This is a genomic window from Halosolutus halophilus (genome assembly GCF_022869805.1).
GTDB lineage: Archaea > Halobacteriota > Halobacteria > Halobacteriales > Natrialbaceae > Halosolutus > Halosolutus halophilus.
Genome location: NZ_CP094974.1, coordinates 1,774,022 through 1,796,296, shown reverse-complemented (window position 1 = coordinate 1,796,296; position 22,275 = coordinate 1,774,022). Strand labels below are relative to the sequence as shown.

General features: G+C 66.1%; 24 protein-coding genes. 13 read left to right on the top strand and 11 right to left on the bottom strand.

Annotation, left to right across the window (positions count from 1 at the left end; translation table 11 throughout):
• Positions 1-51: 51 nt before the first annotated feature.
• Together MUG98_RS08825 and MUG98_RS08820 are read right to left on the bottom strand one after the other, a co-directional pair.
• Positions 52-339, bottom strand: a complete 288-nt coding sequence (locus MUG98_RS08825) for a hypothetical protein (protein ID WP_265111764.1) — start codon at positions 337-339, stop codon at positions 52-54.
• A gap of 16 nt (positions 340-355) precedes the next feature.
• Positions 356-892 (bottom strand): DoxX family protein, encoded by a 537-nt coding sequence (locus tag MUG98_RS08820; RefSeq protein WP_265111763.1) that lies wholly within the window; start codon positions 890-892, stop codon positions 356-358.
• Between the two features lie 392 nt (positions 893-1,284).
• On the opposite strand from MUG98_RS08820, the gene MUG98_RS08815 reads away from it, so the two are divergent.
• Positions 1,285-1,656, top strand: a complete 372-nt coding sequence (locus MUG98_RS08815; RefSeq protein WP_265111762.1) for a helix-turn-helix domain-containing protein — start codon at positions 1,285-1,287, stop codon at positions 1,654-1,656.
• A 98-nt stretch (positions 1,657-1,754) separates the two neighbouring features.
• Here the strand turns inward: MUG98_RS08815 and MUG98_RS08810 are convergent, their stop codons facing one another.
• The gene (locus MUG98_RS08810) at positions 1,755-2,399 is read right to left on the bottom strand and encodes a helix-turn-helix domain-containing protein (protein WP_265111761.1); all 645 of its coding nucleotides are present in this window, start codon (positions 2,397-2,399) and stop codon (positions 1,755-1,757) included.
• 108 nt (positions 2,400-2,507) lie between these two features.
• Positions 2,508-3,131 (bottom strand): helix-turn-helix domain-containing protein, encoded by a 624-nt coding sequence (locus MUG98_RS08805; RefSeq protein WP_265111760.1) that lies wholly within the window; start codon positions 3,129-3,131, stop codon positions 2,508-2,510.
• A gap of 169 nt (positions 3,132-3,300) precedes the next feature.
• On the opposite strand from MUG98_RS08805, the gene MUG98_RS08800 reads away from it, so the two are divergent.
• The 6 genes from MUG98_RS08800 to MUG98_RS08775 all read left to right on the top strand — a co-directional run bounded on the left by MUG98_RS08800 (position 3,301) and on the right by MUG98_RS08775 (position 8,349).
• Positions 3,301-4,335: an Mrp/NBP35 family ATP-binding protein gene (locus MUG98_RS08800; RefSeq protein WP_265111759.1), complete on the top strand. Its 1,035-nt coding sequence runs from the start codon at positions 3,301-3,303 to the stop codon at positions 4,333-4,335.
• A 174-nt stretch (positions 4,336-4,509) separates the two neighbouring features.
• Positions 4,510-5,286: an electron transfer flavoprotein subunit beta/FixA family protein gene (locus MUG98_RS08795; protein ID WP_265111758.1), complete on the top strand. Its 777-nt coding sequence runs from the start codon at positions 4,510-4,512 to the stop codon at positions 5,284-5,286.
• Positions 5,283-6,305: an electron transfer flavoprotein subunit alpha/FixB family protein gene (locus tag MUG98_RS08790; RefSeq protein ID WP_265111757.1), complete on the top strand. Its 1,023-nt coding sequence runs from the start codon at positions 5,283-5,285 to the stop codon at positions 6,303-6,305. The genes MUG98_RS08795 and MUG98_RS08790 overlap by 4 nt, the downstream gene beginning before the upstream one ends.
• Positions 6,302-7,657, top strand: coding sequence for an FAD-dependent oxidoreductase (locus tag MUG98_RS08785; protein WP_265111756.1), 1,356 nt, complete (start codon positions 6,302-6,304; stop codon positions 7,655-7,657). The genes MUG98_RS08790 and MUG98_RS08785 overlap by 4 nt, the downstream gene beginning before the upstream one ends.
• A 1-nt stretch (position 7,658) precedes the next feature.
• Positions 7,659-7,970 carry a ferredoxin family protein gene (locus tag MUG98_RS08780; protein WP_265111755.1) on the top strand — a complete coding sequence of 104 codons (312 nt, stop codon included), beginning with the start codon at positions 7,659-7,661 and terminating at the stop codon, positions 7,968-7,970.
• Between the two features lie 145 nt (positions 7,971-8,115).
• Complete coding sequence (locus MUG98_RS08775) at positions 8,116-8,349, top strand: hypothetical protein (RefSeq protein ID WP_265111754.1); 234 nt, start codon at positions 8,116-8,118, stop codon at positions 8,347-8,349.
• 179 nt (positions 8,350-8,528) lie between these two features.
• Here the strand turns inward: MUG98_RS08775 and MUG98_RS08770 are convergent, their stop codons facing one another.
• Complete coding sequence (locus MUG98_RS08770; RefSeq protein ID WP_265111753.1) at positions 8,529-9,191, bottom strand: DUF6517 family protein; 663 nt, start codon at positions 9,189-9,191, stop codon at positions 8,529-8,531.
• A 92-nt stretch (positions 9,192-9,283) separates the two neighbouring features.
• On the opposite strand from MUG98_RS08770, the gene MUG98_RS08765 reads away from it, so the two are divergent.
• A complete protein-coding gene (locus MUG98_RS08765) occupies positions 9,284-10,405 on the top strand; it encodes a pyridoxal phosphate-dependent aminotransferase (protein ID WP_265111752.1) in 1,122 nt (373 codons plus the stop codon).
• Between the two features lie 372 nt (positions 10,406-10,777).
• Positions 10,778-11,089, top strand: coding sequence for a hypothetical protein (locus tag MUG98_RS08760; RefSeq protein ID WP_265111751.1), 312 nt, complete (start codon positions 10,778-10,780; stop codon positions 11,087-11,089).
• A gap of 89 nt (positions 11,090-11,178) precedes the next feature.
• Here MUG98_RS08760 and MUG98_RS08755 read toward each other — a convergent pair whose 3' ends face one another.
• Together MUG98_RS08755 and MUG98_RS08750 are read right to left on the bottom strand one after the other, a co-directional pair.
• A complete protein-coding gene (locus tag MUG98_RS08755) occupies positions 11,179-11,982 on the bottom strand; it encodes an alpha/beta fold hydrolase (protein ID WP_265111750.1) in 804 nt (267 codons plus the stop codon).
• 535 nt (positions 11,983-12,517) lie between these two features.
• On the bottom strand, positions 12,518-13,495 hold the full coding sequence (locus MUG98_RS08750; RefSeq protein ID WP_265111749.1) for a DMT family transporter: 978 nt from the start codon (positions 13,493-13,495) through the stop codon (positions 12,518-12,520).
• Between the two features lie 245 nt (positions 13,496-13,740).
• Between MUG98_RS08750 and MUG98_RS08745 the strand changes: the two genes are divergently transcribed.
• Positions 13,741-14,535: a helix-turn-helix transcriptional regulator gene (locus MUG98_RS08745; RefSeq protein ID WP_265111748.1), complete on the top strand. Its 795-nt coding sequence runs from the start codon at positions 13,741-13,743 to the stop codon at positions 14,533-14,535.
• A gap of 14 nt (positions 14,536-14,549) precedes the next feature.
• Here MUG98_RS08745 and MUG98_RS08740 read toward each other — a convergent pair whose 3' ends face one another.
• A complete protein-coding gene (locus tag MUG98_RS08740) occupies positions 14,550-15,557 on the bottom strand; it encodes a TIGR04024 family LLM class F420-dependent oxidoreductase (protein ID WP_265112434.1) in 1,008 nt (335 codons plus the stop codon).
• 185 nt (positions 15,558-15,742) lie between these two features.
• On the opposite strand from MUG98_RS08740, the gene MUG98_RS08735 reads away from it, so the two are divergent.
• Positions 15,743-17,092, top strand: a complete 1,350-nt coding sequence (locus MUG98_RS08735; RefSeq protein WP_265111747.1) for a sulfatase family protein — start codon at positions 15,743-15,745, stop codon at positions 17,090-17,092.
• Between the two features lie 69 nt (positions 17,093-17,161).
• Here MUG98_RS08735 and MUG98_RS08730 read toward each other — a convergent pair whose 3' ends face one another.
• Together MUG98_RS08730 and MUG98_RS08725 are read right to left on the bottom strand one after the other, a co-directional pair.
• Complete coding sequence (locus tag MUG98_RS08730) at positions 17,162-17,485, bottom strand: DsrE family protein (protein ID WP_265111746.1); 324 nt, start codon at positions 17,483-17,485, stop codon at positions 17,162-17,164.
• A 102-nt stretch (positions 17,486-17,587) separates the two neighbouring features.
• Positions 17,588-17,887 carry a DUF8152 family protein gene (locus MUG98_RS08725; RefSeq protein ID WP_265111745.1) on the bottom strand — a complete coding sequence of 100 codons (300 nt, stop codon included), beginning with the start codon at positions 17,885-17,887 and terminating at the stop codon, positions 17,588-17,590.
• A 118-nt stretch (positions 17,888-18,005) separates the two neighbouring features.
• Between MUG98_RS08725 and MUG98_RS08720 the strand changes: the two genes are divergently transcribed.
• A complete protein-coding gene (locus tag MUG98_RS08720; RefSeq protein ID WP_265111744.1) occupies positions 18,006-19,436 on the top strand; it encodes an FAD-binding oxidoreductase in 1,431 nt (476 codons plus the stop codon).
• Positions 19,437-19,575: 139 nt separating this feature from the next.
• Here MUG98_RS08720 and MUG98_RS08715 read toward each other — a convergent pair whose 3' ends face one another.
• Positions 19,576-21,267, bottom strand: coding sequence for a thiamine pyrophosphate-binding protein (locus tag MUG98_RS08715; RefSeq protein ID WP_265111743.1), 1,692 nt, complete (start codon positions 21,265-21,267; stop codon positions 19,576-19,578).
• Positions 21,268-21,399: 132 nt separating this feature from the next.
• Between MUG98_RS08715 and MUG98_RS08710 the strand changes: the two genes are divergently transcribed.
• A complete protein-coding gene (locus MUG98_RS08710; RefSeq protein ID WP_265111742.1) occupies positions 21,400-22,260 on the top strand; it encodes a UbiA family prenyltransferase in 861 nt (286 codons plus the stop codon).
• Positions 22,261-22,275: the final 15 nt, after the last annotated feature.

The following is a 22,275-nucleotide window of genomic DNA, read 5'->3' as shown; positions in this document are numbered from 1 at the left end:
CCGCGCGAACGGCCAGTCGTGTCGGTTCGCCGATCCTCCCTGCAGTCGGTCTCAGTCGGCCGCCGGTGTCCCCTGTGCCTCGGTCACTTCGACGGTGGGAGGTCGCGTCAGTTTGTATATCGCGTAGCCCAGCCAGATCAGTAGCCCGAGCGCGATGAGATACGCCCGGAGGTCCGGCGAAACGACCGGGGCCGCGACGATCGCTCCCTCCTCCTCGACGGGCACGTGCGGTGCATCCGCGAGTACGTTCACGAACCCGAGGACGATGGTCCCGAGCAGGACCAGGCCGCCCCCGAACAGCATTGCGATGCGATCGGCCGTCGTGATGGTGTCTGTCATTCGTGGTCACCTCGTGTTAGCCCAGCAGGTAGCGCAGCCAGGGTCGGTTCTTCACTGCGTCGGTGCGTTCGAGGTAGGCGTCGACGCCCCAGACGCGACCGGCGGCGAAGACGATGACCGTCAGGAACAGTAGCAGCCCCATCAGGTCGCCGTTGACGAACCCGTGGCCCCAGTCGGCGTTCCCGAAGTAGAAGAACCCCATCAGGAGCGCGCCGTTGGCGGCGGCCAGTCGGGTCAGACAGCCCAGAATGAGCCCGAGCCCGATGGCGAACTCGCCCCACGGAACCATGAGGTTCGGGACGATCACCGCGTTCGTCGCGAACCACTCGGTGATCGGGTAGACGATCGTTCCCTCGGTTCCGAACAGCAGCCACCCCTCCGCATCGTAGAGGAGGCCGTGTTCGATGATTTTCCCGAGTCCGGACGAGAAGAACCACCAGCCCGTGAGCAGCCGAAGGAAGACCAGCCAGTAGCTGGCCCACGAGCCGTTGAGGCCGTACGACACCTCCCGCCCGAACAGACGAGTGTCGAACTGCAGGGTTTGCGTGGACATCTTCGTCACCTCGCATGTGACGGTACGAACGGGACGACGAACCGCCTGCTGCTACATAGTACAGTTGTTTATAAGGGGTCCGTTGCTGCGCCGGCGTTCGAAGTTCGATCGCCTGATCCGACCGAAGTATCCGGCACTCCCGTCGGTGGCCTTCGAGGGGGTGTCTTCGGCGCGCAGTCGGTGACCGCCGAGGGCGCATCTCCGGCGAACATGCCGCGCCGCCTTAAATACTGCTGTAATATACAGCAGGATGCCAACGACGACAGGGATCGAAGAGATCGTATGAACAGCCCTATGACAGGCGATCCACCGACGAACGTCCGAGCGACGGGTGGGACCGAGGCGGACTGTGAGGCGATCGGGCCACGACGCGTCGCGGGGGTGCGATCGACGTGACCGATCGAAGTGACATCGAACGGGTGTCGCTCTCGATGCTGATCCGGGACGTCGAATCGGTTCGCCACGTCCTGGCCTGTATCGACGACGTCCGGCCGGCAGTTCGAGTCGAGTCGATGGCCGTCGAGGCCCCGGGACAGTCCAGCGTCGAGGTCGACGTCGACGAGATCACGCCGAAGCAGTGGGAGGCGCTCGCGCTGGCGTTCGAGGAGGGGTACTACGACCGACCGCGGGACGCCGATCTCGAGTCGTTGGCCGCCGAACTCGAAATCTCCAAGTCGGCCGTCTCCCAGCGGCTCCGGGCCGCGGAGGCGACACTCATCGAGTCGATCGTGACCGAAAGACAGCCCGTGCTGGCCGACGGTTGAGACGCAGCCACGCTGGAACTAGGTCCGGGCACGTTCCGACGCTCATCCCGGCGCGATCGACAGCCTACCGTATGCCGATCGCGCCGGCTGTAGGTCGTCTATCCTCCGGGATCTCGGTCGACCAGCGACGTGACCAGCGTCGATTCGACGGCCGAGAGCCGCTGGGAGACGGCCGACTTCGAGACGTCGAGCCGATCGGCCAGTTCGTCGAGATCGGTCCGTCGAGGCGTCTCGTAGTAGCCGGATTTGACGGCAGTCAGGGCGGTCTCTCGCTGTTTGTCGGTGATTCCGTTCAGGTCGAGTTTCAGACGCTGGCCGTCGCTCTCACTGGACGGGGCCGTGAGACGCCGGAGCCGCACCGACGCACCGGTCTCACGAAGTGCGGCGACGATGGTCTCGAGTTCCGATCGATCGGGGACAGTGAGTTCGACCTCGAGGGTGCCCGCCTCGAAGCGTTCGATCGACGCGATACAGTCGTGGGACCGAAAGACCGGGCAGATACACCGGTCTCGAACGGCTCCCCCGACGAACTGTCTGTCGCCGCTGTTCGCGAGCGTCACCGCCGATCGACACTGGCAACCGCGTTCACAGGTGCCGTCCCGGCAAACGATGGCCTGACTCACGTTCTCACCGCGAGAGCCCGAGGCGAGGACCGCACAGTTGGTCTCCGGGTGCGGTTCGATCGTGAACACCGCCCGGAGGTGACCGCCGGATCGCTCGGTCGCCGTGCGTTCTCGCGACATCACGGGAGATACCTCGGCATACAGCGGCGTAAAACGGGGTGAGAAATTCCACTCGGTGGGAGTACCGCCGGACACGCGCGACCGGCCTGTGGCGCCGTCGTCGGCCGATCAGGTCGTCACGAAGGACTCGACCAGCGTCAGTTCCACGGCGGTGAGTCGCTGGGAGACGGCCGATTTCGAGACCCCGAGATGGTCGGCCAGGTCGGTGAGCGTCGCGCTCCGCGGCCGATCGTAGTAGCCGAGTTCGACCGCCAGTTCGACCGCTTCGCGTTGTTTGGCCGTGATATCCGTCGCGTCTATCTCGAGCGTGGCGTCCCCGTCGTTCGGCCGGTGTGCGAGTCGCTGGAGTCGGACCGTCGCACCGGATTTCCGGAGTGCGGAGACGATCCGGCCGAGCAACGACCGATCCTCGACGACCAGTGAGATCACGAGCGAGCCGTTCGTGACTTCCTCGACGTCGAACACGCAGTCGAACTCGCTGATCGTATCACAGACGCAGTAGCTCGTCGTCGCCGACGACACGTAGGATCGCTCGCAGTCGCCGCCGTCGACGACCGTGACCTCGCTGTGACAGCTACCGTCACCGGTGACGCTTCGGGTGACCGCCGCCGCGTTCGGTGCTTCCGAGACGACGGGACAGTCCCCGTCCGAAGCGGGTTCGACCTCGAGCGTCGCCCGAAGCGGCGGCGTTTCTGGACCCCCTGCCGATCGCTGCGCGGGCGTGACAGTCATGTGTATTGCTGGTGGCGCCGGGACGGTATAAGAGACGGGCGGTTCTTGATCAGTGGGGACGACCTGAACGTGTTCACCCGCCGATTCACGTTCCGGGAACGAGACCATCGGTTTTGGATCCGGCCTCTCGATCACTCTCGTATGGGATAGGGACCCATGTGATACTATGATGACAGCAGATCAGCTATGGGGTCGGCTTCGTGCAGTCGAAGACCCGGAACTGGGAGTGGATATCGTTTCGCTGGGACTCGTGACGGACGTTCACGTCACGGACGGGACCGCTGCAATCTCCCTCGCGTTCAACGCCCCGCTGTCACCTGCGGAGTGGACGATGTGCGACGAGGTCCGTGCGCTCTGTCGCGGCGTCGGACTCGAGCCACGAATTTACGCCGACGCGGACGATCGACGCGATCCCTTCCCTGGCGTCAAGAACGCGATCGCGATCGGAACGACCGACCCCGACGCCCGAACGGGGCTCGTGACCGCGAATCTGGCCATGGGCCTCGCGTCGCTCGGCGCTCGCGTCGGCGTGATCGACTGTCGGATCGACGAGAGCGGCGAGACCTGGCTCGAAACGGCCGATCCGCCGGATCTCTCGGCCGACCCGATCGTTCCTCCGACCGTCAGGGAGGTTCCGGTCGTCCGTCTCGGCCCGGCGATCCCGGACGGCGACGACCCGCCGTCGGGCGAGACCGTCTTCGAACTCGTCTTTCCGCCCATCCTGGAGGCACTCGAGTGGGGTCCGCTCGACTACCTGCTCGCGACGCTCCCGGAGGGAACCGATCGGATTCCGCGAGTCGTCGTCGAAGCGGCGCCGATCGACGGGACGATCGCGGTCGCATCCGCCGACGCGGACCCGACGGCCGTTCGAACGATGATCGAGACGTTCGATACGCTCGAATCCTCGATGCTCGGCGTCCTCGGGACCGTCGACGGTCTTTCGAGTGGCTCCGACGGGCGGGCGAGCGGACACGAATGGTGGGTCGATCGTCCCGGACCAGTCTCAGGGTGTCCGCCGCTCGGAATCGTCCCGTGCGATCGGAGTACGCTCGCAACGCCAGCGGATCTGTCCCGTTGTACTGGCCCCGACGCGGCGAGAGCGAGCGGGGACGATCGGTCGCCGTTCCGGCGACTCGCCGTGTCGGTCGCGGACCGCGTCGGGGCGGTCAACCGGCAAGGCGTCGCTCAGCGACAACGCGCCTGAGTCGGGACTCGCGCCGGACAGGGGCCTCCCGGCCGAGAGGGCCGGGATACCAACGCAGGGCCGGGAGGCCGCCGACTACATAAACGTCTGTACCCGTAAAGGAGGTTCTCACGCGGCTGGAAATGACGTAGTAGAACTCCCGTCTCGCGTCCTACGTCCGCACGTGGTGATACAATGACATGGACGATCGTCGTCGGGATCAAGCAGGTGCCCGACGCTGACGAGGTCGGCATCGATCCCGACACGGGGCGACTCGACAGGGCGAGCGCGCCCGCGGTCATGAACGGCCCCGATCGGCACGCGCTCGAGGCGGCCCTGACGATTCGGGACGCGGTCGACGGCGAGGTGATCGCGATGACGATGGGGCCGCCGAACGCGACGAGCATCCTCGAGGAGGCCGTCGCGATGGGCTGTGACGACGCGGTCCTGATCTCCGATCGAGCGTTCGCGGGCAGCGACACGTGGCCGACGAGCCTCACGCTCGCGCGCGCAGCGGCGGAACTCGGGGCCGACGTGGTCGTCGCCGGCGAGGAGACCACGGACTCCTCGACGGGGCAGGTTCCGCCGGGTATCGCGGCCCACAACGGCTGGGCGCAGTTGACCTACGCCGAGGCGGTCGATCCGCGGCCGGAGGAGGGACGACTCGTCGCCAGACGCGACGTCGAGGGCGGGTACGAACTCGTCGCCGCCGAGTTGCCGGTCGTCGTCGCCGTCGCGTTCGGCGAGTTCGACCCCCGGCCGGCACCGCTCCACCGCAAAATATACGGCGAAAACGACTTCGAGCCGACCGTCTGGGACGCCGAGGACCTCGGGATCGAGGACGAGGTCGGACTCGACGTCTCGCCGACGTCGGTCGGCCGGATGGAGACCGTCGATCCGGTCGAGCGGAAGAACGAGGTGGTCGACGACGTCGACGACCTCGCCGAGGCCATCACGGAGGTGACGGCATGACCGACGACGGACCCGCGATCGATCCGGGCGAGTACGAGGACGTCTGGGTGTTCGTCGAGGAACACGACGGCGACGTGATGCCCGTCTCCTGGGAACTCCTCGCGGAGGCCGAACGACTGACCGAGCAGACCGGCGACGATCTGGTTGCGCTGGCGATCGGCGAGGACCTAGCGGACGTGGCCGAGGAGGCGATCGCCCGCGGTGCCGATCGTGTGCTGGTCGCCGACGACCCGGTCTTCGAACCCTACCGCGCCGATCCGTACGGCGAACAGTTCCGCGCGATGGTCGAAGAACGGAAGCCCTCGATCGTCCTGATCGGCGGCACGCACACCGGCCGGGACTTCGCGGGCCGGGTCGCCGTCCCAGCCCACGCCGGCCTCACCGCCGACGTGACCGAGATCGACGTCGACGACGAGGGGATCCTGCAGGCCCGCCGGCCCGCGTTCGGCGGCGACATCCTCGCGACGATCCTCTGTGAGGAGCATCGGCCGCAGATGGCGACGATCCGGCCGGGCGTCTTCGAGGCTGCCGAACCGGATCCCGACCGGACCGACGGCGAGGTCGTCGAGGTCGACGTCGTCGTCGACGACGCGATCAGCGAGGTCCTCGAACGATCGGTCGGCGACACTGCGGACATCACGGAGGCCGATCGGATCGTGGCGGTCGGCCACGGCGTCGAGGGCGACCTCGAACCGGCCCGCGAACTGGCCGAGGCCCTCGACGCCGAACTCGCGGCGAGTCGCGCGGCGGTCGACGAGGGCTGGATCGACGGCGCGCGACAGGTCGGCCAGACCGGCAAGACGGTCAGGCCGGAGCTGTACGTCGCGGTCGGGATCAGCGGCGCGATCCAGCACGTCGAGGGAATGAACAAGAGCGAGACGGTCGTCGCGATCAACACCGATCCGAACGCACCGATCTTCGACCACGCCGACTACGGCATCGTGGGCGACCTCTTCGAGGTCTGTCCCGCGCTGGCCGATCGACTCGGAGACGAGCCGATCCAGGAGGTGGTACAATGAGCCCGGAGCTAGAAACTGACACGCCGGACGAACCGAACTACGACGACGAGTTCGACGCGATCGTCGTCGGGGCCGGGCTGGCGGGCAGCGCCGCGGCCCTGACGATGGCGAACCGCGGCCTCGAGGTACTGCTCGTCGAACGCGGCACCTCGCCGGGAGCGAAGAACGTCTTCGGCGGCGTCCTGTACACCCCGACGATCCGCGAACTGACCGACTTCGAGGACGCCCCGCTCGAGCGGTACGTCGCGGAGCGGCGGTTCAGCATGTTGAGCGACGAGGACGAGACCGCCGTCTCTCTGCGACCCGGCGAGTGGCACCGGGAACCCCACAACGACTCCTACACTGTGTTGCGCGGGGAGTTCGACGAGTGGTTCGCCGAGCAGGCGGTCGCGAACGGGGCGACGCTGGTGACCGAAACCACCGTCACCGGCCTCGTCCGGGAACGGGACCGCATCGTCGGCGTCGAGACCGATCGGCCCGACGGGACGATCAGGGCACCGTACGTCGTCCTCGCGGAGGGGGGTAACTCGCTGGTCAGCGAGGGGGCGAACCTCAAGGAGACCGAGAGCCGGGAGAACGTCGCCGTCGCGGCGAAAGAGGTCCTCGAATTCCCCGAGCGCGACGGGGTCATCGAGGATCGATTCCGGCTGGTCGACGACGCCGGCGTCTCCTACCACTACTTCGGAGAGGGGGCGGTCGGCGACGCCTTCGGCGGCGGGTTCGTCTACACCAACGAAGACACGGTCAGCGTCGGCGTCGCCTACCGGATCGAGGACGCCGTCGCGGCCGACCAGTCGCCCGAGGAGACGCTGAACGCGTTCAAGACCCACCCTGCCGTCGCACCCCTGCTCCGGAACGCCCGAACCGTCGAGTACAGCGCGAAGACCATCCCCGAAGGTGGCGCGGAGAGCATCCCCGAACTCGTCCACGACGGCGCGGTGATCGTCGGCGACGCCGCCGGACTGGTGCTCAACAACGGCGTCCACCTCGAGGGGACGAACATGGCCGTCGAGAGCGGCTACCACGCCGGCACCGCGATCGCACGGGCAGCCGAACGAGACCGCACGGGTGCCGACGCCCTGCGGGCCTACCCCGACGCGCTCGAACAGTCGTTCGTGGTACAGAACCTGGAGCGGTACGCGTGGATGATGGACGCGGTCGAGGAGGACCGCGACCTGCTGTTCGAGGACCTGCCGCGCGCGTTCGCCGACGCGGGCACGGAGTACTTCCGGATGGATCGCAACCCGAAGGAGGTCCACGCCGAGAACGCGAAGCACGCCGTGCTCGACGCGCTCGGCGGCTGGACCGGGGCCGCGAAACTGGCGTTTCGATACCGAAAGATGGTGACCTGAGATGAGCGCACAACCCCAGACGCCCGACGTGACCAACGACTCGATGGAGGATCGCCTCTACACCGTCAAGTACGACGACCCCGGTGAATCACACCTCGACGTGAAGGTGCCGGACATCTGTGCCGAGTGCGAGACGAACGACTGCGTGAAAGTCTGTCCGGCGAACGTCTGGCGCGAGGGCGAAGACGGCGTCCCCCACATCGCCTACGAGAACTGCCTCGAGTGTTCGAGCTGTCGGTTCGCCTGCCAGTACGACAACGTCGTCTGGGAGTACCCCGAGACCGGCGGCGGCGTGACGTTCAAACACGGGTGACTGTCCGCACACGTGTGCCGACGTCACGACCGGCGGGTGCACCGACCGGGATATAGGGACCTGTACCGGTCCATCCCGTTCCCAACCCGCGAGAACCGAATGATCGTTTCTTGGGTGACAACGACAACCGTACACGTGGAGGACCATGACCGACTCACTCACCGGCCACGACGACACGACCGGAGTCAAGACCAGAGAAGAAGCCGCCGTGCTCGCCTACGACACGCTAACGGACGCCGGTTGCGAGTCAGTCGTCACGTCGATGCCCCACCGCACGCGATCGACCTGGATCGTTCCCGCGACGAGCGAGTCCGGGGCGTGGCGGGTGCACATCGACCCCCGATCGGGAGCGACGCGCGTCGTCCGGAGCAAGGGATAGCCCCCCGACGACCGGGTCGGTCAGTGCCGAGACCGGGGTTCCGGCGAGTAATAGGACGCCAACACGCCCCACAGTCCGAGTTTTTGTACACTGCGAGCGGGTGTGACGACTGCCAATCGTGTGAACCAAGACGTGCCCGATGACGGGACGTGCCTGGTCCGAATATAGACGTGTCTGGCTCAGTTCGAGACCGGGTGTTCGACCGACTCCATCAACTCCTCGACCGCCGGCCCCTCGTCGGCGAGCATCTCGGGATAGCTCCCCAGCAACACGAGGATGTCGCCCTCGTGATCGAACGAGGTCATCCTGAGTTCGACGTCGACGCGCTCGCCGTAGATCTCGGTTTCGCCGACGAAGACGTCGACGTCGCGCGTCTCGTCAAGCACCTCCAGCGTGAACGACTCGTCGTGTTCGACGTCCTCGACTTGGCCGTGTTCGCCGTCCATCTCGCCGAGGAATTCGTCGAGGAGTTCCTCGTTCGTCATGTCGTCGAGGGGGTTGAGCGATCGGCCAGCGACCTCCATCGACGGTATCGAGATGGCTGCAAACAGGCTTGCCTCCATCTGTTGGCCCTTGTACCCCACCGTCTTCGTGTACGTCGAGAGCCAGACGGACGCACTGACCTCTCGCTCGACGCCGACGTCGACGCTCTCGTCGATCGCCTCTTCTCGGACCTCCCGCTCCTCGTAGTCCGTGTCGTCGAGCGTCGACTGTGTCGGTGCGACGCGGTCCGCGTGGAACTCGAGCGGTTCGGTCCCGCGGACGAAATCGAGACATCCCGCTGTCAGTGAGAGTCCGCCTACTGCTCCTGCGGCGAGAAACGCGCGTCGAGACGTGGTCATCATAACGGAGATGATCGAGACACGATAAATTAGTTTTGGCTGACCCCTCACATTCATCAAGAGTTATCGGGGTTCACCGCACCCGTCTAGGCATGACGGAATTTGCAGCCCGGGTCGAACAGGTGTCGATCAGCGGCATCCGTGAAGTCTTCGAAGCCGCGAGCGAGGACGCGATCAACCTCGGTCTCGGCCAGCCGGACTTTCCCACTCCCGAGCACGCCCGCCGCGAGGCGATCGACGCGATCGAGGACGGACTGACCGACGCCTACACCTCGAACAAGGGGACTCGGTCGCTCCGGGAAGCGATCGCGGCGAAGTACGACCGCGACTACGACATCGGGATCGATCCCGGGGACGTCATCGCCACCGCCGGCGGAAGCGAGGCGCTGCACCTCGTCCTCGAGGCCCACGTCGACCCGGACGAGGAAGTGATCTTCCCCGACCCGGGCTTCGTCTCCTACGATGCCCTGACCCGGATCGCCGACGGGACGCCGAAACCGGTCCCGCTTCGCGACGATCTCACCCTCGATCCGGCGACCGTCGAGGAGGCTATCACAGACGAGACCGCAGCGTTCGTCGTCAACAGCCCCGCGAACCCGACCGGGGCCGTCCAGAGCGAGGCCGACATGCGGGAGTTCGCTCGCATCGCCGACGAACACGACGTGCTCTGTCTCTCCGACGAGGTGTACGAGCACATCGTCTTCGAGGGCGACCACCGATCGCCGTTCGAGTTCGCCGAGACGGACAACGTCGTCGTCGTCAGCGCGTGCTCGAAGACCTACTCGATGACCGGCTGGCGACTCGGCTGGGTGGTCGCGTCGAATCGTCGGATCGAACGGATGCTCCGGGTCCACCAGTACGCCCAGGCCTGTGCCTCCGCACCCGCCCAGTACGCCGCCGAGGGGGCGCTAACGGGCCCACAGGAACCGGTACGGGAGATGGTCGACGCCTTCGAACGACGACGCGACGTCGTCCTCGACGGACTCGAGGACGCCGGACTCGACGTCCCGAAACCGGAGGGCGCGTTCTACGTCATGCCGAAGGTCCCCGAGGGCTGGTGTGAGGAAGTGCTCGATCGGGACGTCATCGTCGTCCCCGGTGACGCCTTCGGCGCGAACGGCGAGGGGTACGCCCGCCTCTCGTACGCGACGAGCACGGAGGAGTTGAAAGAGGCCCTCGAAATCATCGACGACGCGACGCGGGCGGTTCGGTAGGATCGATCCCGAACGCGTCCGGGAGAAGGGACGCCTATCGAACGACGAGAGCGCTATCGGCCACCGACGGTGTTTGCGCGTTCGTACTGAAAGCGGGCGGGATGCAACGCCGGGCGTACTCGCGATCGGATCGAATCGTTCGGTACGTAGCGCAGAGAGTGACAGACGATATTTTTAACCAGTGTACACGCTACTGAATCGTCGTGGTCGAACGATCCCCGACCACGTCGCGGAGAGGTACTTTGCCGGAGGAGTGACGATGCTGACCGCATTGTCCGGCTGTTCCGGCCTCTCTGCCAACGATGACACCACGGAGTCCGCCTCGAAAACGCCCCTCGAACGAATCGTCGTTCGGAGCGACACGGGGAGACGATGCCATTGCGGCTGACGCTGGTCTGTGGCCCTCGAGACGAGGATCCCGAACGTCCCGTCTTAGGCCCCGTTGACGCGCCTGCCGACGGCGAACCCACGACGGCAGTTCAGGAACTGGACACAGGGGCTGGCGTCTGCAGCCCGACTACGGCCTCGAAGCGTCACGCCGACCGCGAAGTTGCGTCGTTCAATTCGGTAGTTCAGCGCGGAGAGAACTTTCAATTCGAAGTCGTCGGAAAGCACGCCGGCGACCTCTGGGTCGATATAAACGACGCCGGGACCTCCATCTCGATTCCCGGATACGACAAGTAACGGGTCGACGCCGAGTTCGCACCTGTAGTGATCGATGCGACGAGGCGGGTCGAACTACGCGAGGCCGTCGTGGTGAACTCGGGGCGTATTCATCGAAGCGAGTCGACGAAATCGCTCAGCACCCGATTGAACCGGTCGGGTTCCTCGATCGTGAGACAGTGTCCGCTCTCCTCGAACAGTTCGAATCTGGCGTTCGGAACGAGGTCTGCCGCATATTCGACGGCTGGAACGCTCCGCCACTTCTCGTCGGCACCGGCGCATACTAACGTCGGGACGTCGATCTCGGGAAGCACGTCCCGGTAGTCGCAAATCGTCGTATCCGTGATGATCGTGCTCTTGATCGGCGGCGGACAGCGGGATAGCTCTTCAAATATCAGCGTTCGTTGCTCCGCGGACGGTGGCTCTTTGAGAACGGGCTCTGCGATTCGTTCGATAAAGCTTACGTGGTCCGTCTGGATGCTGGTCGTGATCTCTTTGAGGCGCTCGGCATCGTAGGTGCCGTGTTCGCTATCTTCCCAGCGGAACGGTGCTGGCTCCATGTCGATATTGACCAGCGCCCCGACCCGATCGGAACCGAACTGATCGACGTACTCCCACGAAACGAGCGCACCCATCGACCATCCGGCCAGAACGACGTCGTCGAGTTCTCGTCGTTCGAGGAAAGCACGGATATCTCGGGCGTACTGTGAGAGGGTATGTCCACCATGCGTTTTTTCGGACCGACCGTGTCCTCTGAAGTCGACGGCAATCGTCCGGTAGTCGTTCGATAGCCCGGTCAACTGCGACTCGAAGAACCTGAGCCCCGCCCACACCCCGTGGAGAAAGACGATCGGACGGCCCTCGCCGTACTCTTCGTAATAGAGGCCCGCACCGTTACACTGGCTGACAGGCATGGCGGGGATAGTACGTTACGCTCAACGATAATCGTATCAGGTCGGTCATCGGACTGTGAGGAAGGCAAACGGTGTCTTCGGTTCGCTAGTTCTGACACCATTTCGGTCGTCGAGTCACTCGGTGTTGAATAGAAGGCGCAAATAGAACTCGGTACTTGTTTAGGTGTATATCAAATTTGGCAAGGGAAACTCGTTCCCTCTAAATTCCTGTTTGGAGCGTTCAGAATTCGTAGTGAGCAATCTCTTGCCACTTACAGTTGGGACATTCGTCGACGTCTTCTGCGAGTTTTTCGCCGCAGTTTCGACACTCGTACAGCTCTGTATTGCTGGTTTTTCGCAGCGCTTTGAGCACCCCCATCTGTGACCCCCTCGTAGGTATTTCGGGTACGTCATTATTAATCCCGTTAGTCTCAGTAGAGAAAATCACGTTACATTCTCAGTCTGTACTGATCACGAGAGCTGGCTGTCCTCTCACCGAGTGGGAGCTATGATAACTCTCGATCGAACGCCGTCTCCGACCCGGGACCCTGGACGGTCAGTCCGACCTGAACCCTCTCGGTTCCTCCTGCGGGGGTTGATCCTCGATCGTTCGGAACCTCGCAGGCAGGTCGGGAAGTCGCGGCCGGACGTCGATCGACTCGGTACCTAGCACCGCGAAGCCGGCGAAGATCGTCAGGAAACCGACCACCGCGAGCGGTGCGATCGACTCACCGAGCAGGGCCCAGCCCCCGATCGTCGAGACAACCGGGACGACGTAGAAGACGAGGTTCGATCGGATCGCACCCGCCGAGTCGAGGAGGGCGAAGTAAGCGATGTACGCGAGCACGCCCGCGACGACGGCGACGTAGCCGAGCGACAGGACGGCCGCCGGCGTCCACGCGATCGTCGCCGTCGATTCGCCGGCGGACCAGGCGAAGCCGTGGGTGAGCAGTGCGGCCAGGGGGAGTCCCCACGCGATCCGGACCGTACTCGTGAGGGTGGGCTCGGCCCGCCGGATGAGCACGGCACCGAGCGCCGCGCTAATCGCGCCCGCGAACAGGATGGCTTTGCCGACGGCGTCGCCGCCGGCCAGCGTCGCGGGGTCAGGGCTGACCACGAGCGCGACGCCGAGGAGGCCGAGCCCCATCCCGATCGCGCCGCGGGCCGAGAGCCGTTCGTCCGAAAGGAGGACGGCCGCGAACACCGGGGTCAGGATCGGGTTGAGGCTGAAGACGATCGCGGCGACGGCGCTGGTGGCGTACTGCTGGCCGACGAACAGCAGGGCGTTCGTCAGGCCGATCACGAGCACGCCGGTCGCGAAGATTCCCGTGACGTCGCCCCGGGTCGACGGGAGCAGGTCGTCCCGCGTGGACGTGGCGAGGACGTAGCTCAGCAGGACGACGGCCGCGACGTCGAACCGGAGGGCGACGAACAGCAGGGGCGGGAAGTATTCGAGTCCGGCCTTGGCCGCGACGAACGTCCCGCCGAAGAACAGGCTCGACAGGACGAAGAAGGCGATCGTCCGACGGTTCACTGGCGGGCCAACACCTCCGGGGACGGCACTGTCCACCGGGGACTACCGTGGACGGCCGGGCGTCGATCGTAGATCATTGGTTACGAGAACGGAAGGGACCGAGCCATATAACATAATTCAGAAAGGCGTTCACGGAAAGAAAATGGGCGTTCCCGTGGCAGCGTTTCCTGGACCGACGCTCGTTCACGGAGTGAAAAGTATTCACCCTCCGAAACACACTTCTCCGATCGGAGTGAGTCCCCGGTATGGACGGGATTCTCGAGGAGATCGAGTTTCTCGCGCTGTCGGGGAATCGGATCGACGTGCTGAACGCCGTCAGTGCCACGCCCCGGACGCGACGGGAACTCGCGGAAATCACGGACGCGTCGCAGCCGACGCTCGGTCGGGTGCTCCGGGACTTCGACGATCGAAACTGGATCAGCCGGACCGGTGACGAGTACGAGGCGACGGCGACCGGCCGCCTCGTGGCCGACGGGATCACGGACCTCTACGACATCCTCGAGACTGAGTTGAAGCTCCGCGACATCGCCGCGTGGCTCCCCGAGGAGGCGATGACGTTCGATCTGCGACGGCTTCGGGACGCGACGATCGTCGTCCCGAGCCAGACGAGACCGAGTGCGCCAGTACGACGCGTGACGGATCTCGTCAGCCACGCCGATCGGGTCCGCGTCGTCTCCCACGCGTTCAACGAGCGCACGCTCGAGGGCGTCCGCGAACGCACGGTCGAAGAAGGGGGGACGTTCGAGGGGGTCTTCTCGGCGAGCGCGATCGAACCGGTCGCCGAGGACGCGGTGTTGCGACGACGCCTTCGAGACCTCACGACGGCAGCAAACGCGGACGTCCGGATCCACGACGGGGACGTGCCCCTCGCCGTGACCGTGGCCGACGGGGTCGTGAACATGCTGGTCCGCGACGACGACGGCATGTTGCAGGCGTCACTCGAAACCGACGACGAGACGGTTCGAGACTGGGCGCTCGAACTCCACGAGGGATACTGGGGGGACGCGCGGCCGCTCGAGGCGAGCGAACTCACGGACTAGCGCCGAATCGCGACTTACACCAGTTCGGCGAGTGCCTCCATCGTGGTCTCCTTGTCCGCGTCGGTCATCCCGTCGACGAACCCGACCCGCACGGCGTCGACCCCCTCGAGGTCCGCGTACTCTTCGACCCACTCGCGAACCTCGTCGGGTGTCCCGGCCGGTGCGAGGTCGTCGAGCACCTCATCCGGCAGTCTCGCGGCCATGGCATTCGTGTCGCGTTCCCGCCACGCCGCCCGGACGTCCGCGACGACGTCGGGATACCCCTGTTCGGCGACCGAATCGCCGTAGTAAGGCCCGTAGGCTCCGAGCATAAACGCGATCGTTCCGCGCGCCAGTTCGCGGGCGCGCTCGCGGTCCTCGGCGGCGATCCCGCGGACAATCGGACTGACGCGCAGGTCCGAGAGATCCTTGCCGGCGAGGTCGGCACCGCGCTCCAGATCCTCGAGTCGATCCGCGAGGCCGTCTTTCGTGAACATCTGGGGCGCCCAGCCGTCGCCGAACCGGCCCGCCATCTCCGTCGCCTTCGGGCCGAGCGTTCCGAGGTCGATCGGCGGCGGAGATTCGGGAACCTCGCGTTCGTAGTTCAGCCCCTGAATCTCGAAGATGTCGCCCTCGTAGGCGGGATTGCCCTCCTCGTAGACCGTCCGGATCACCTCGATCGCCTCCCGCGTGCGCCGCAGCGGCCGATCGAACGATTCGCCGTGCCAGCGTTCGGTGATCGCCGGCGAACTCGGCCCGAGTCCGAACCGGAACCGGCCGTCGGCGGCGTCGTGCAGCGTCAGCGCAGTCTGTGCGAGCATCGCCGGCGACCGCCCGAACGGCGAGATGACGTCGTTCGAGACGCCGAGTTCGTCGGTGCGGTCCGCGACGAGCGTCAGCGGCGGGACGATGTTCCAGCCCGTCGTCTCGCCCATCGAGACGCGATCGAAGCCCAGTTCCTCGGCCTGGACGGCCCGGTCGGCGACGTCCTGTGGGCGATCGTAGTCGTTGAGTCTGACGAGCAAATCCAGTTCGGCGATCACGCGACTCCCCTCCGCGGCGTTCGAGGCGTCCGATCCATCATCATCGTTCACCGGGCGGCCGATCGACTTAAAACTGCGTGGAGCGGCGCTGAACGTTCGGAGACGACGCGAGCCTGGCGAAACCGGCACCGCCAGCACGTGTACCCTCCAACACTTATCCGATCGGTCATGGTAGTGACGGACTCATGGACGGTTCGCGACCGAACGTGCTCCTGATCCACTGCCACGACCTCGGCCGGCACCTCGGCTGTTACGGTGTCGACGTCGAGACGCCGGCGATCGACGCGCTGGCGGCCGACGGCGTCCTCTTCGAGAACCACTTCGCGACGGCACCCCAGTGTTCGCCGAGTCGCGGGAGCCTCATGACCGGCCGATACCCCCACGTGAACGGGCTGATGGGGCTCGCACACACGCACTGGGAGTTCCACGAGGACGAGCGGATCCTCCCACACTACCTCGACGACGCCGGTTACGAGACCCACCTCTTCGGCCTGCAACACGTCACGCAGGACACCGACGATCTGGGGTACGACCACATCCACTCGGAGGGGAACCTGTTTCCGGGTGTGTCGCCGTCGGTCCACCAGACGAACCGGGCACAGGCCGTCTCGGCCGTCGTCTCGTCGTTTCTCGAACGAGGCGGATACGAGGAGCCGTTTTTCGCGTCGATCGGGTTCTTCGAGTGCCACCGGGTCGAGGAGGAGAACGGCCGGTTCGGCTTCGACGCCGACCGCTACGACACCGACGACCCCGACGAGGTCCGGCCGCTCACGTACCTCCCGGACCGACGGGGAATCAGACAGGACCTGGCGGAGATGCACGGGATGGTCCGGGCGGTCGACGACGGGGTCGAGACGATCCTCGCGGCGCTCGAGGACGCCGGACTCGCCGACGACACGGTCGTGGTCTTCACGACGGAACACGGCATCGCCTTCCCGCTCGCGAAGGGGAGCTGTTACGACCCCGGGATCGAGGCGACGTTGGTCGTTCGCTATCCCGACGTCGCAGACGGCGGGCGACGGTACGAGCAACTCGTGAGCAACGTCGACGTGCTCCCGACGCTGCTCGAACTACTCGGGATCGGCGTGCCGGACGACCTCGACGGCCGGAGTTTCCTGCCGCTTCTGACCGACGACGGGTACGAGCCGCGCGATCGGGTATTCGCCGAGATGACCTGGCACGACCTGTACAACCCGGTCCGGGCGATCCGGACGGAGCGGTACAAGTACATCCGGAACTTCTGGGACCTGCCCGCGGTCTACCTCACGAAGGACATCTTCGCCAGCGAAGCCGGTCGCGAGGTCCGCGAGACGTACGGCGTCCCCCCGAGGCCGTACGAGGAGCTGTACGACCTCCGGAACGCGCCACAGGAAGACGAGAACGTGGCGTTCGAACCGCGATACCAGGACGCCCGCCGCGACCTCTCGCGACAGCTCTACGAGTGGATGGACGGGAGCGACGATCCGCTCCTCGACGGACCTGTGACCCCCGGCAACTACGACGCGATCCAGACCTGGCCCCACGAATCGGCGTGAATCGGGGGCAAAATCCGGCCCGTCGGCTGATTCGAACGCGATCGCGTACTCGCGCCCCTCTCGGCGCGCTCACCCGATCGTCAGGACCTCGTCCGCGTCCTCGACGATCGAGAGCAGGTCACCCATCGTCCCGCGCGGCCGGAGGTCGTCGGCCGCGAGGTCGCGCGAGTCCAGGCACGTCCCGCAGGCGACCAGTTCGCCCCCGTTCCGGGTGTACTTCAGCATCACGCCGTGCGGATTGAACTTCTCGTGGTCGAGGTCGGGAGCGACGACCCCGTCGCCGAGCAGGAACGTCTCGACCGCGTGGTCGGCGTCGAGCGCGGTGTTCGCGAGCCTGAACGCGTTCCAGACGCGCTCCGGATCGTTCGTCTCGAGGACGAGTCCGAGCTTCATATCGACGCGTACTACCGCCCGACAGTTGAACGATGGCGTCGATTCCCGGCAGTCGAGACCGGATCGTGTGCCGATCGAAATTCGGACGACGCGAGCGGACGCTCACGTCGAGAGGATCGTTTCACACAGATCTCGAGCCGCCGAAACGCGCGCTGCTGCCTCCTCGTCGGCCGGTTCGTCGGCTTCGGCGAGGAGGTGCTGTATCTCCCGAACGCGCTCTTTCGTCGTCGCAGCGTCGAGGTCGCTCGTCGCGGCGTCCCGGGCCACCGCTTCGGCCTCGCCGAGCCAGCGGTTGGTCGTCCGATCGATCGGTAACTCGGCGGTGGCCGCGAGGTGCTCGTGGAGTTCTTCGACCCGATCGGCGAGCGTCTCGTCGGCGTCGTCGGGTGGTGTCTCGGTCACGGATGGGTGAACGGGGACCAGTACCGTGACGATTCCGACGCCGATCGAATCGCCGTCGTTCCGCCCGCCCAACGAACCGGTGGGAAACGTTGATAGGAGACCTGACCGACGTTCACGTATGACACACGACTGTTCGTTCCTCGAGGACCTCGATCTCGGAGACGACCAGCTCTCGTTCGCGGAGAGTCACAGGGACTCACACGCCGCCGACTGGGGGGCGGAACAACAGGGACGCGGCGTCGTCCCCGACGCCGTCGTCTACCCCGAATCCACGGCCGACGTAGCGGCCGTCCTCGCCGCGGCGACCGATCGGGCCGTCCCGGTCACGCCCTACGCGGCGGGGACGGGACTGGAGGGCAACGCCGTCCCGGCCCGCGGCGGGATCAGCCTCGATCTCACCCGGATGGACGACGTCCTCGACTACCGGCCGGACGACTTCCAGCTCGACGTCGGACCGGGGATCATCGGCTCCGCGGTCGACGAGTACGTCGCAGAGGACGGGCTGTTCTTCCCGCCGCTGCCGTCGTCTGGCGACATCTCGACGATCGGCGGAATGGTCGCGACCGACGCCAGCGGGATGAAGACCGTCAGGTACGGCGAAATCGCCGACTGGGTGCTCGGGCTCGAGGCGGTGCTGGCGGACGGGACGGTCATCGAGACCGGGTCCCGGGCGATCAAGACCTCGAGCGGCTACAACCTGACCGAACTCCTCATCGGCAGCGAGGGGACGCTGGCGGTCGTGACGCGGGCGACGCTGCAACTCGCGGGCCGCCCCCAGCAGATCCGCGGCGGCCGGGCCATCTTCGATCGGCTCGACGACGCGGCCGAGGCCGTCTTCGACGCGGTCCGGACGGATGTCGACGTAGCCCGGATCGAACTCGTCGACGGGGTGAGCGCGCGAATGGCCAACGAGTACCTCGGGACCGACCTGCCCGACGCACCGATGGTCTTCCTCGAGTTCCACGCCAACCACGGCGTCGACGAGGAGATCGATCTCTGTCGGACCATCTTCGAGGATCACGACGTAACCCGCTTCGAGATGAGCGACGACGACGCCGAGATGGAGGCCCTCTGGCGGGCCCGGCGGGAACTGGCCTACGCCGTGGCGACGTACGATCCCGACCTCGAACCGCTCCACCCCGGCGACGTCACGGTGCCGATCAGTACCTACCCCGAGATCGTCCACGAGACCAAACGTCTCGCCGAGGAGTACGACCTGCTCGCACCCTGTTTCGGCCACGCGGGTGACGGCAACCTGCACTACAGCGTACTCGTCGATCCGGACGACGAGGAGATGGTCGATCGAGGCGAGCGGATGTACAGCGAGATCGTCGAGCGAGCGATCGAACTCGGCGGAACGGCCACCGGCGAACACGGCATCGGCCACGGGAAACGCGAGTATCTCGAGGCCGAACACGGGACCGGAGCGGTCGAGACGATGCGCCGGATCAAGCACGCGCTCGATCCGACGGACACGCTCAATCCGGGGAAGATCTTCCCGGAAACGGTCGACGACGGGCGGGTCAGGCCGCCACAGGGCGAGGACTGACGTCCGCCGACCCCGTTTCCGCCGCCATCGTGGGACCGCTCGCGAGAGCGACGTCTCGGTCGATCGGCCGTGAATCTCCGCCCGGTCGGTCATTCGCGGGGCCCGTCGCGGGCGCTCGCTCGGCGACCGTGCCCTCGCGTCAGTCGTGGACCAGCACGTCGAGCACGTCCGGGCCGTCGTTCGCGAGCGCGTCTTCTAGCGCGTCCTCGATGTCGTCCGGCGTTTCGACGAGTTCGGCGCGTGCGCCGTGACTCTCGGCGTTGCCGACGAGATCGATCGGCGGCTCGAAGTCCATGCCGACGAACTCGTAGTCGTCCTCCTCGCCGCCCAGGATGTTCAGCGTGTTGTCCTTCAGGATCCGGTAATTGCGGTTGTCCGGGATGACGACCGTGAGATCGAGATCGTAGCGGGCCGCGCTGTAGACCGCGTGGGGATAGTACAGGTACGAGCCGTCTCCGACGAAGCCGATCACGTCGCGCGGCTCGTCCCGCTGGCTCTCCGCGACGGCCGCACCGATCGACGCGGGCAGGCCGTAGCCGAGTCCGCCACCCTTGTTCGAGATGTACTGTTCCGGCGCGAAGTCCCACCGGGTCAACATCGCGTACTTCGAGGTGACTCCCTCGTCGACGATGTAGGCGTCGCCGGCGACCCGCTCCATCGCGTCGACCAGTTGTGCCTTCGAGGCCCGGGGATCGTCCGGGGCCTCGTCTTCGCCCATCTGTTCCATCCTGGCCTCGACCATCTCCTTGATCGCACTGACGCGCTCGAGACGCTCCTCGACGACGTCCTCGGAGAGACGCTTCCGGATCCGTTCGATCAGTCCCTGCATGACGAGCCCGGGGTCGCCGACGATCGCCGCGTCCGCCGGCTGGTTCTTGCCGACCTGCCAGGCGTCGTCACCGACGTGGATGCACGTGGTGTCGGGATCGACCAGCGCCTCCTCGTGGCGGGTCAGCGTCGTGTTCGTCGAACACCCGACGAACAGGAGCGTGTCGGTGTCCATCAGCATCGACGCGAGGTCCTCGTCCGGCGGAATGTAGGACACCCACTGGTCGTGATCCGTCGGGTAATCGACCTCGCAGGCGAGAATCTCGCCGTGGACGCGGGCCCCGGTCGATTCGGCGAGTTCGACCGCCGCCGCGACCGCGTCCTCGCCCGATCGGGCCACGTGATCGCCGACGACCAGGACCGGGTCGTCGGCCTCGACGAGCAGCTCGGCGGCCCGATCGAGCTGTGCGGGATCGCCGCTGCCGGCGTTCGGAATCGCGCCGAGTCGCTCCGGCTCGGCGTCGGTTTCGGCCAGCATGACGTCGAGCGGGAGGCCGAGGAAGACGGGGCCGGTCGGCGGGGTCATCGCGACCCGGACGGCCCGTCGGAGCATCGTCGGCAGCGCCTCGACGTCTAACACCTCGTCGGACCACTTGCAGAACTGTTCGGCCATGTCGACCAGGTCGCCGCTCAGGATCGGCTCCTCGTGGCGGAAGTCGGTGCTGTGGTTCCCTGCGGTGACGACCAGCGGCGCACCGGCGATCTTCGCGGCGTAGAGGTTCCCGAGTCCGTGAGCGAGGCCGGGTGCGATGTGGAGGTTCGCGACGCCGACGGGCGCGATCGACTCGTCGTGGTGGGAGTGATACCGGCGCGTCTGGGCGTACCCCGAGGCCATCCCGACCGCGATATCTTCGTGGAGTCCGAGCACGTACTCGACGTCGCTGGTGCTGATCGCCTCCATGACCGGAAGTTCGGTCGTCCCGGGATTCCCGAAGAGGTAGTCGACGCCGTAGGACTCGAGCGCGTCGACGAAGAGATCGGCACCGGTGTACTCGTCAGTCATGGTCGCTGCTGGCACGGGACACAACATGAAACTGTGTGTTTCGGAACGCGGATACGTCGGACCGGTGATATCGTCTCCGATACGCGCGAACTCGGCCGGGGTATTATATTTCAGTCCGTGGACAGCCGAACCATGCCGATCGCGAGACACGGAACCGGCCTCGGGGCGACGGGACGGGCGTTTCTGTCGCAAGTGCATCCCGTCTTCATGCTCCCGCCGCTCGCCGCGTCGCTGTTCGGCGCGATTCTCGCGTCCGAATTCGACCCGGCCGTCGCGACGGTGCACGTCCTCGCGACGTTCGCCGCCGTCTACACCGCCCACGTCAAGGACGGCTACGTCGACTTCCACGTTCGCGGCGAGGACGACGATCACCCGCTGACCGAGCGGGGCTGTCGAATCGGTCTGACCCTCTCGACGACGCTGTTCGCGCTGTGCTGTGGCCTCCTGTTCGTCTTCGTCGACTGGGGCGCCGTCGCACTCACGGTACCGACGTGGCTGATCGCCTTCCACCACGCGCCACAGCTCGACACGAACCCCGTCACGGCGACGACCGGCTATCCGCTCGGGATCGCCCTCTCGCTGGTGGGCGGATTCTACGTCCAGGCGGCGACCCTCGCCGCGGTCCCGATCGGCTTCGCGCTCGTCTTTCTCGTCCTCCTCTCGGGGATCAAGGTGATCGACGACGCGCAGGACTACGCCTACGATCGATCGATCCGGAAACGGACCGTCGCCGTGGCCGTGAGCCCGGACCGGGCCTATACCGTGGCGTACTGGCTGATGGCCGCCGCGCTGCTGATCGTCGTCGGATTCGCCGTCGCCCGGGTCTTCCCGCCGACGTCGGTGCTCGCGGCGCTCGCGTTCGCTGCGGTCGCGATCGCCGCCCGGCGTGCCGGTCCGGAGATCGCGACGATGTTGCTCATCCGCGGCTCGTACGTGTTTCTGGCCGTGCTGGTGGCCGCCGTCTGGTTCGAACCGCTGGCGGCGATCGGATAGCAGTCGGGTATCCGA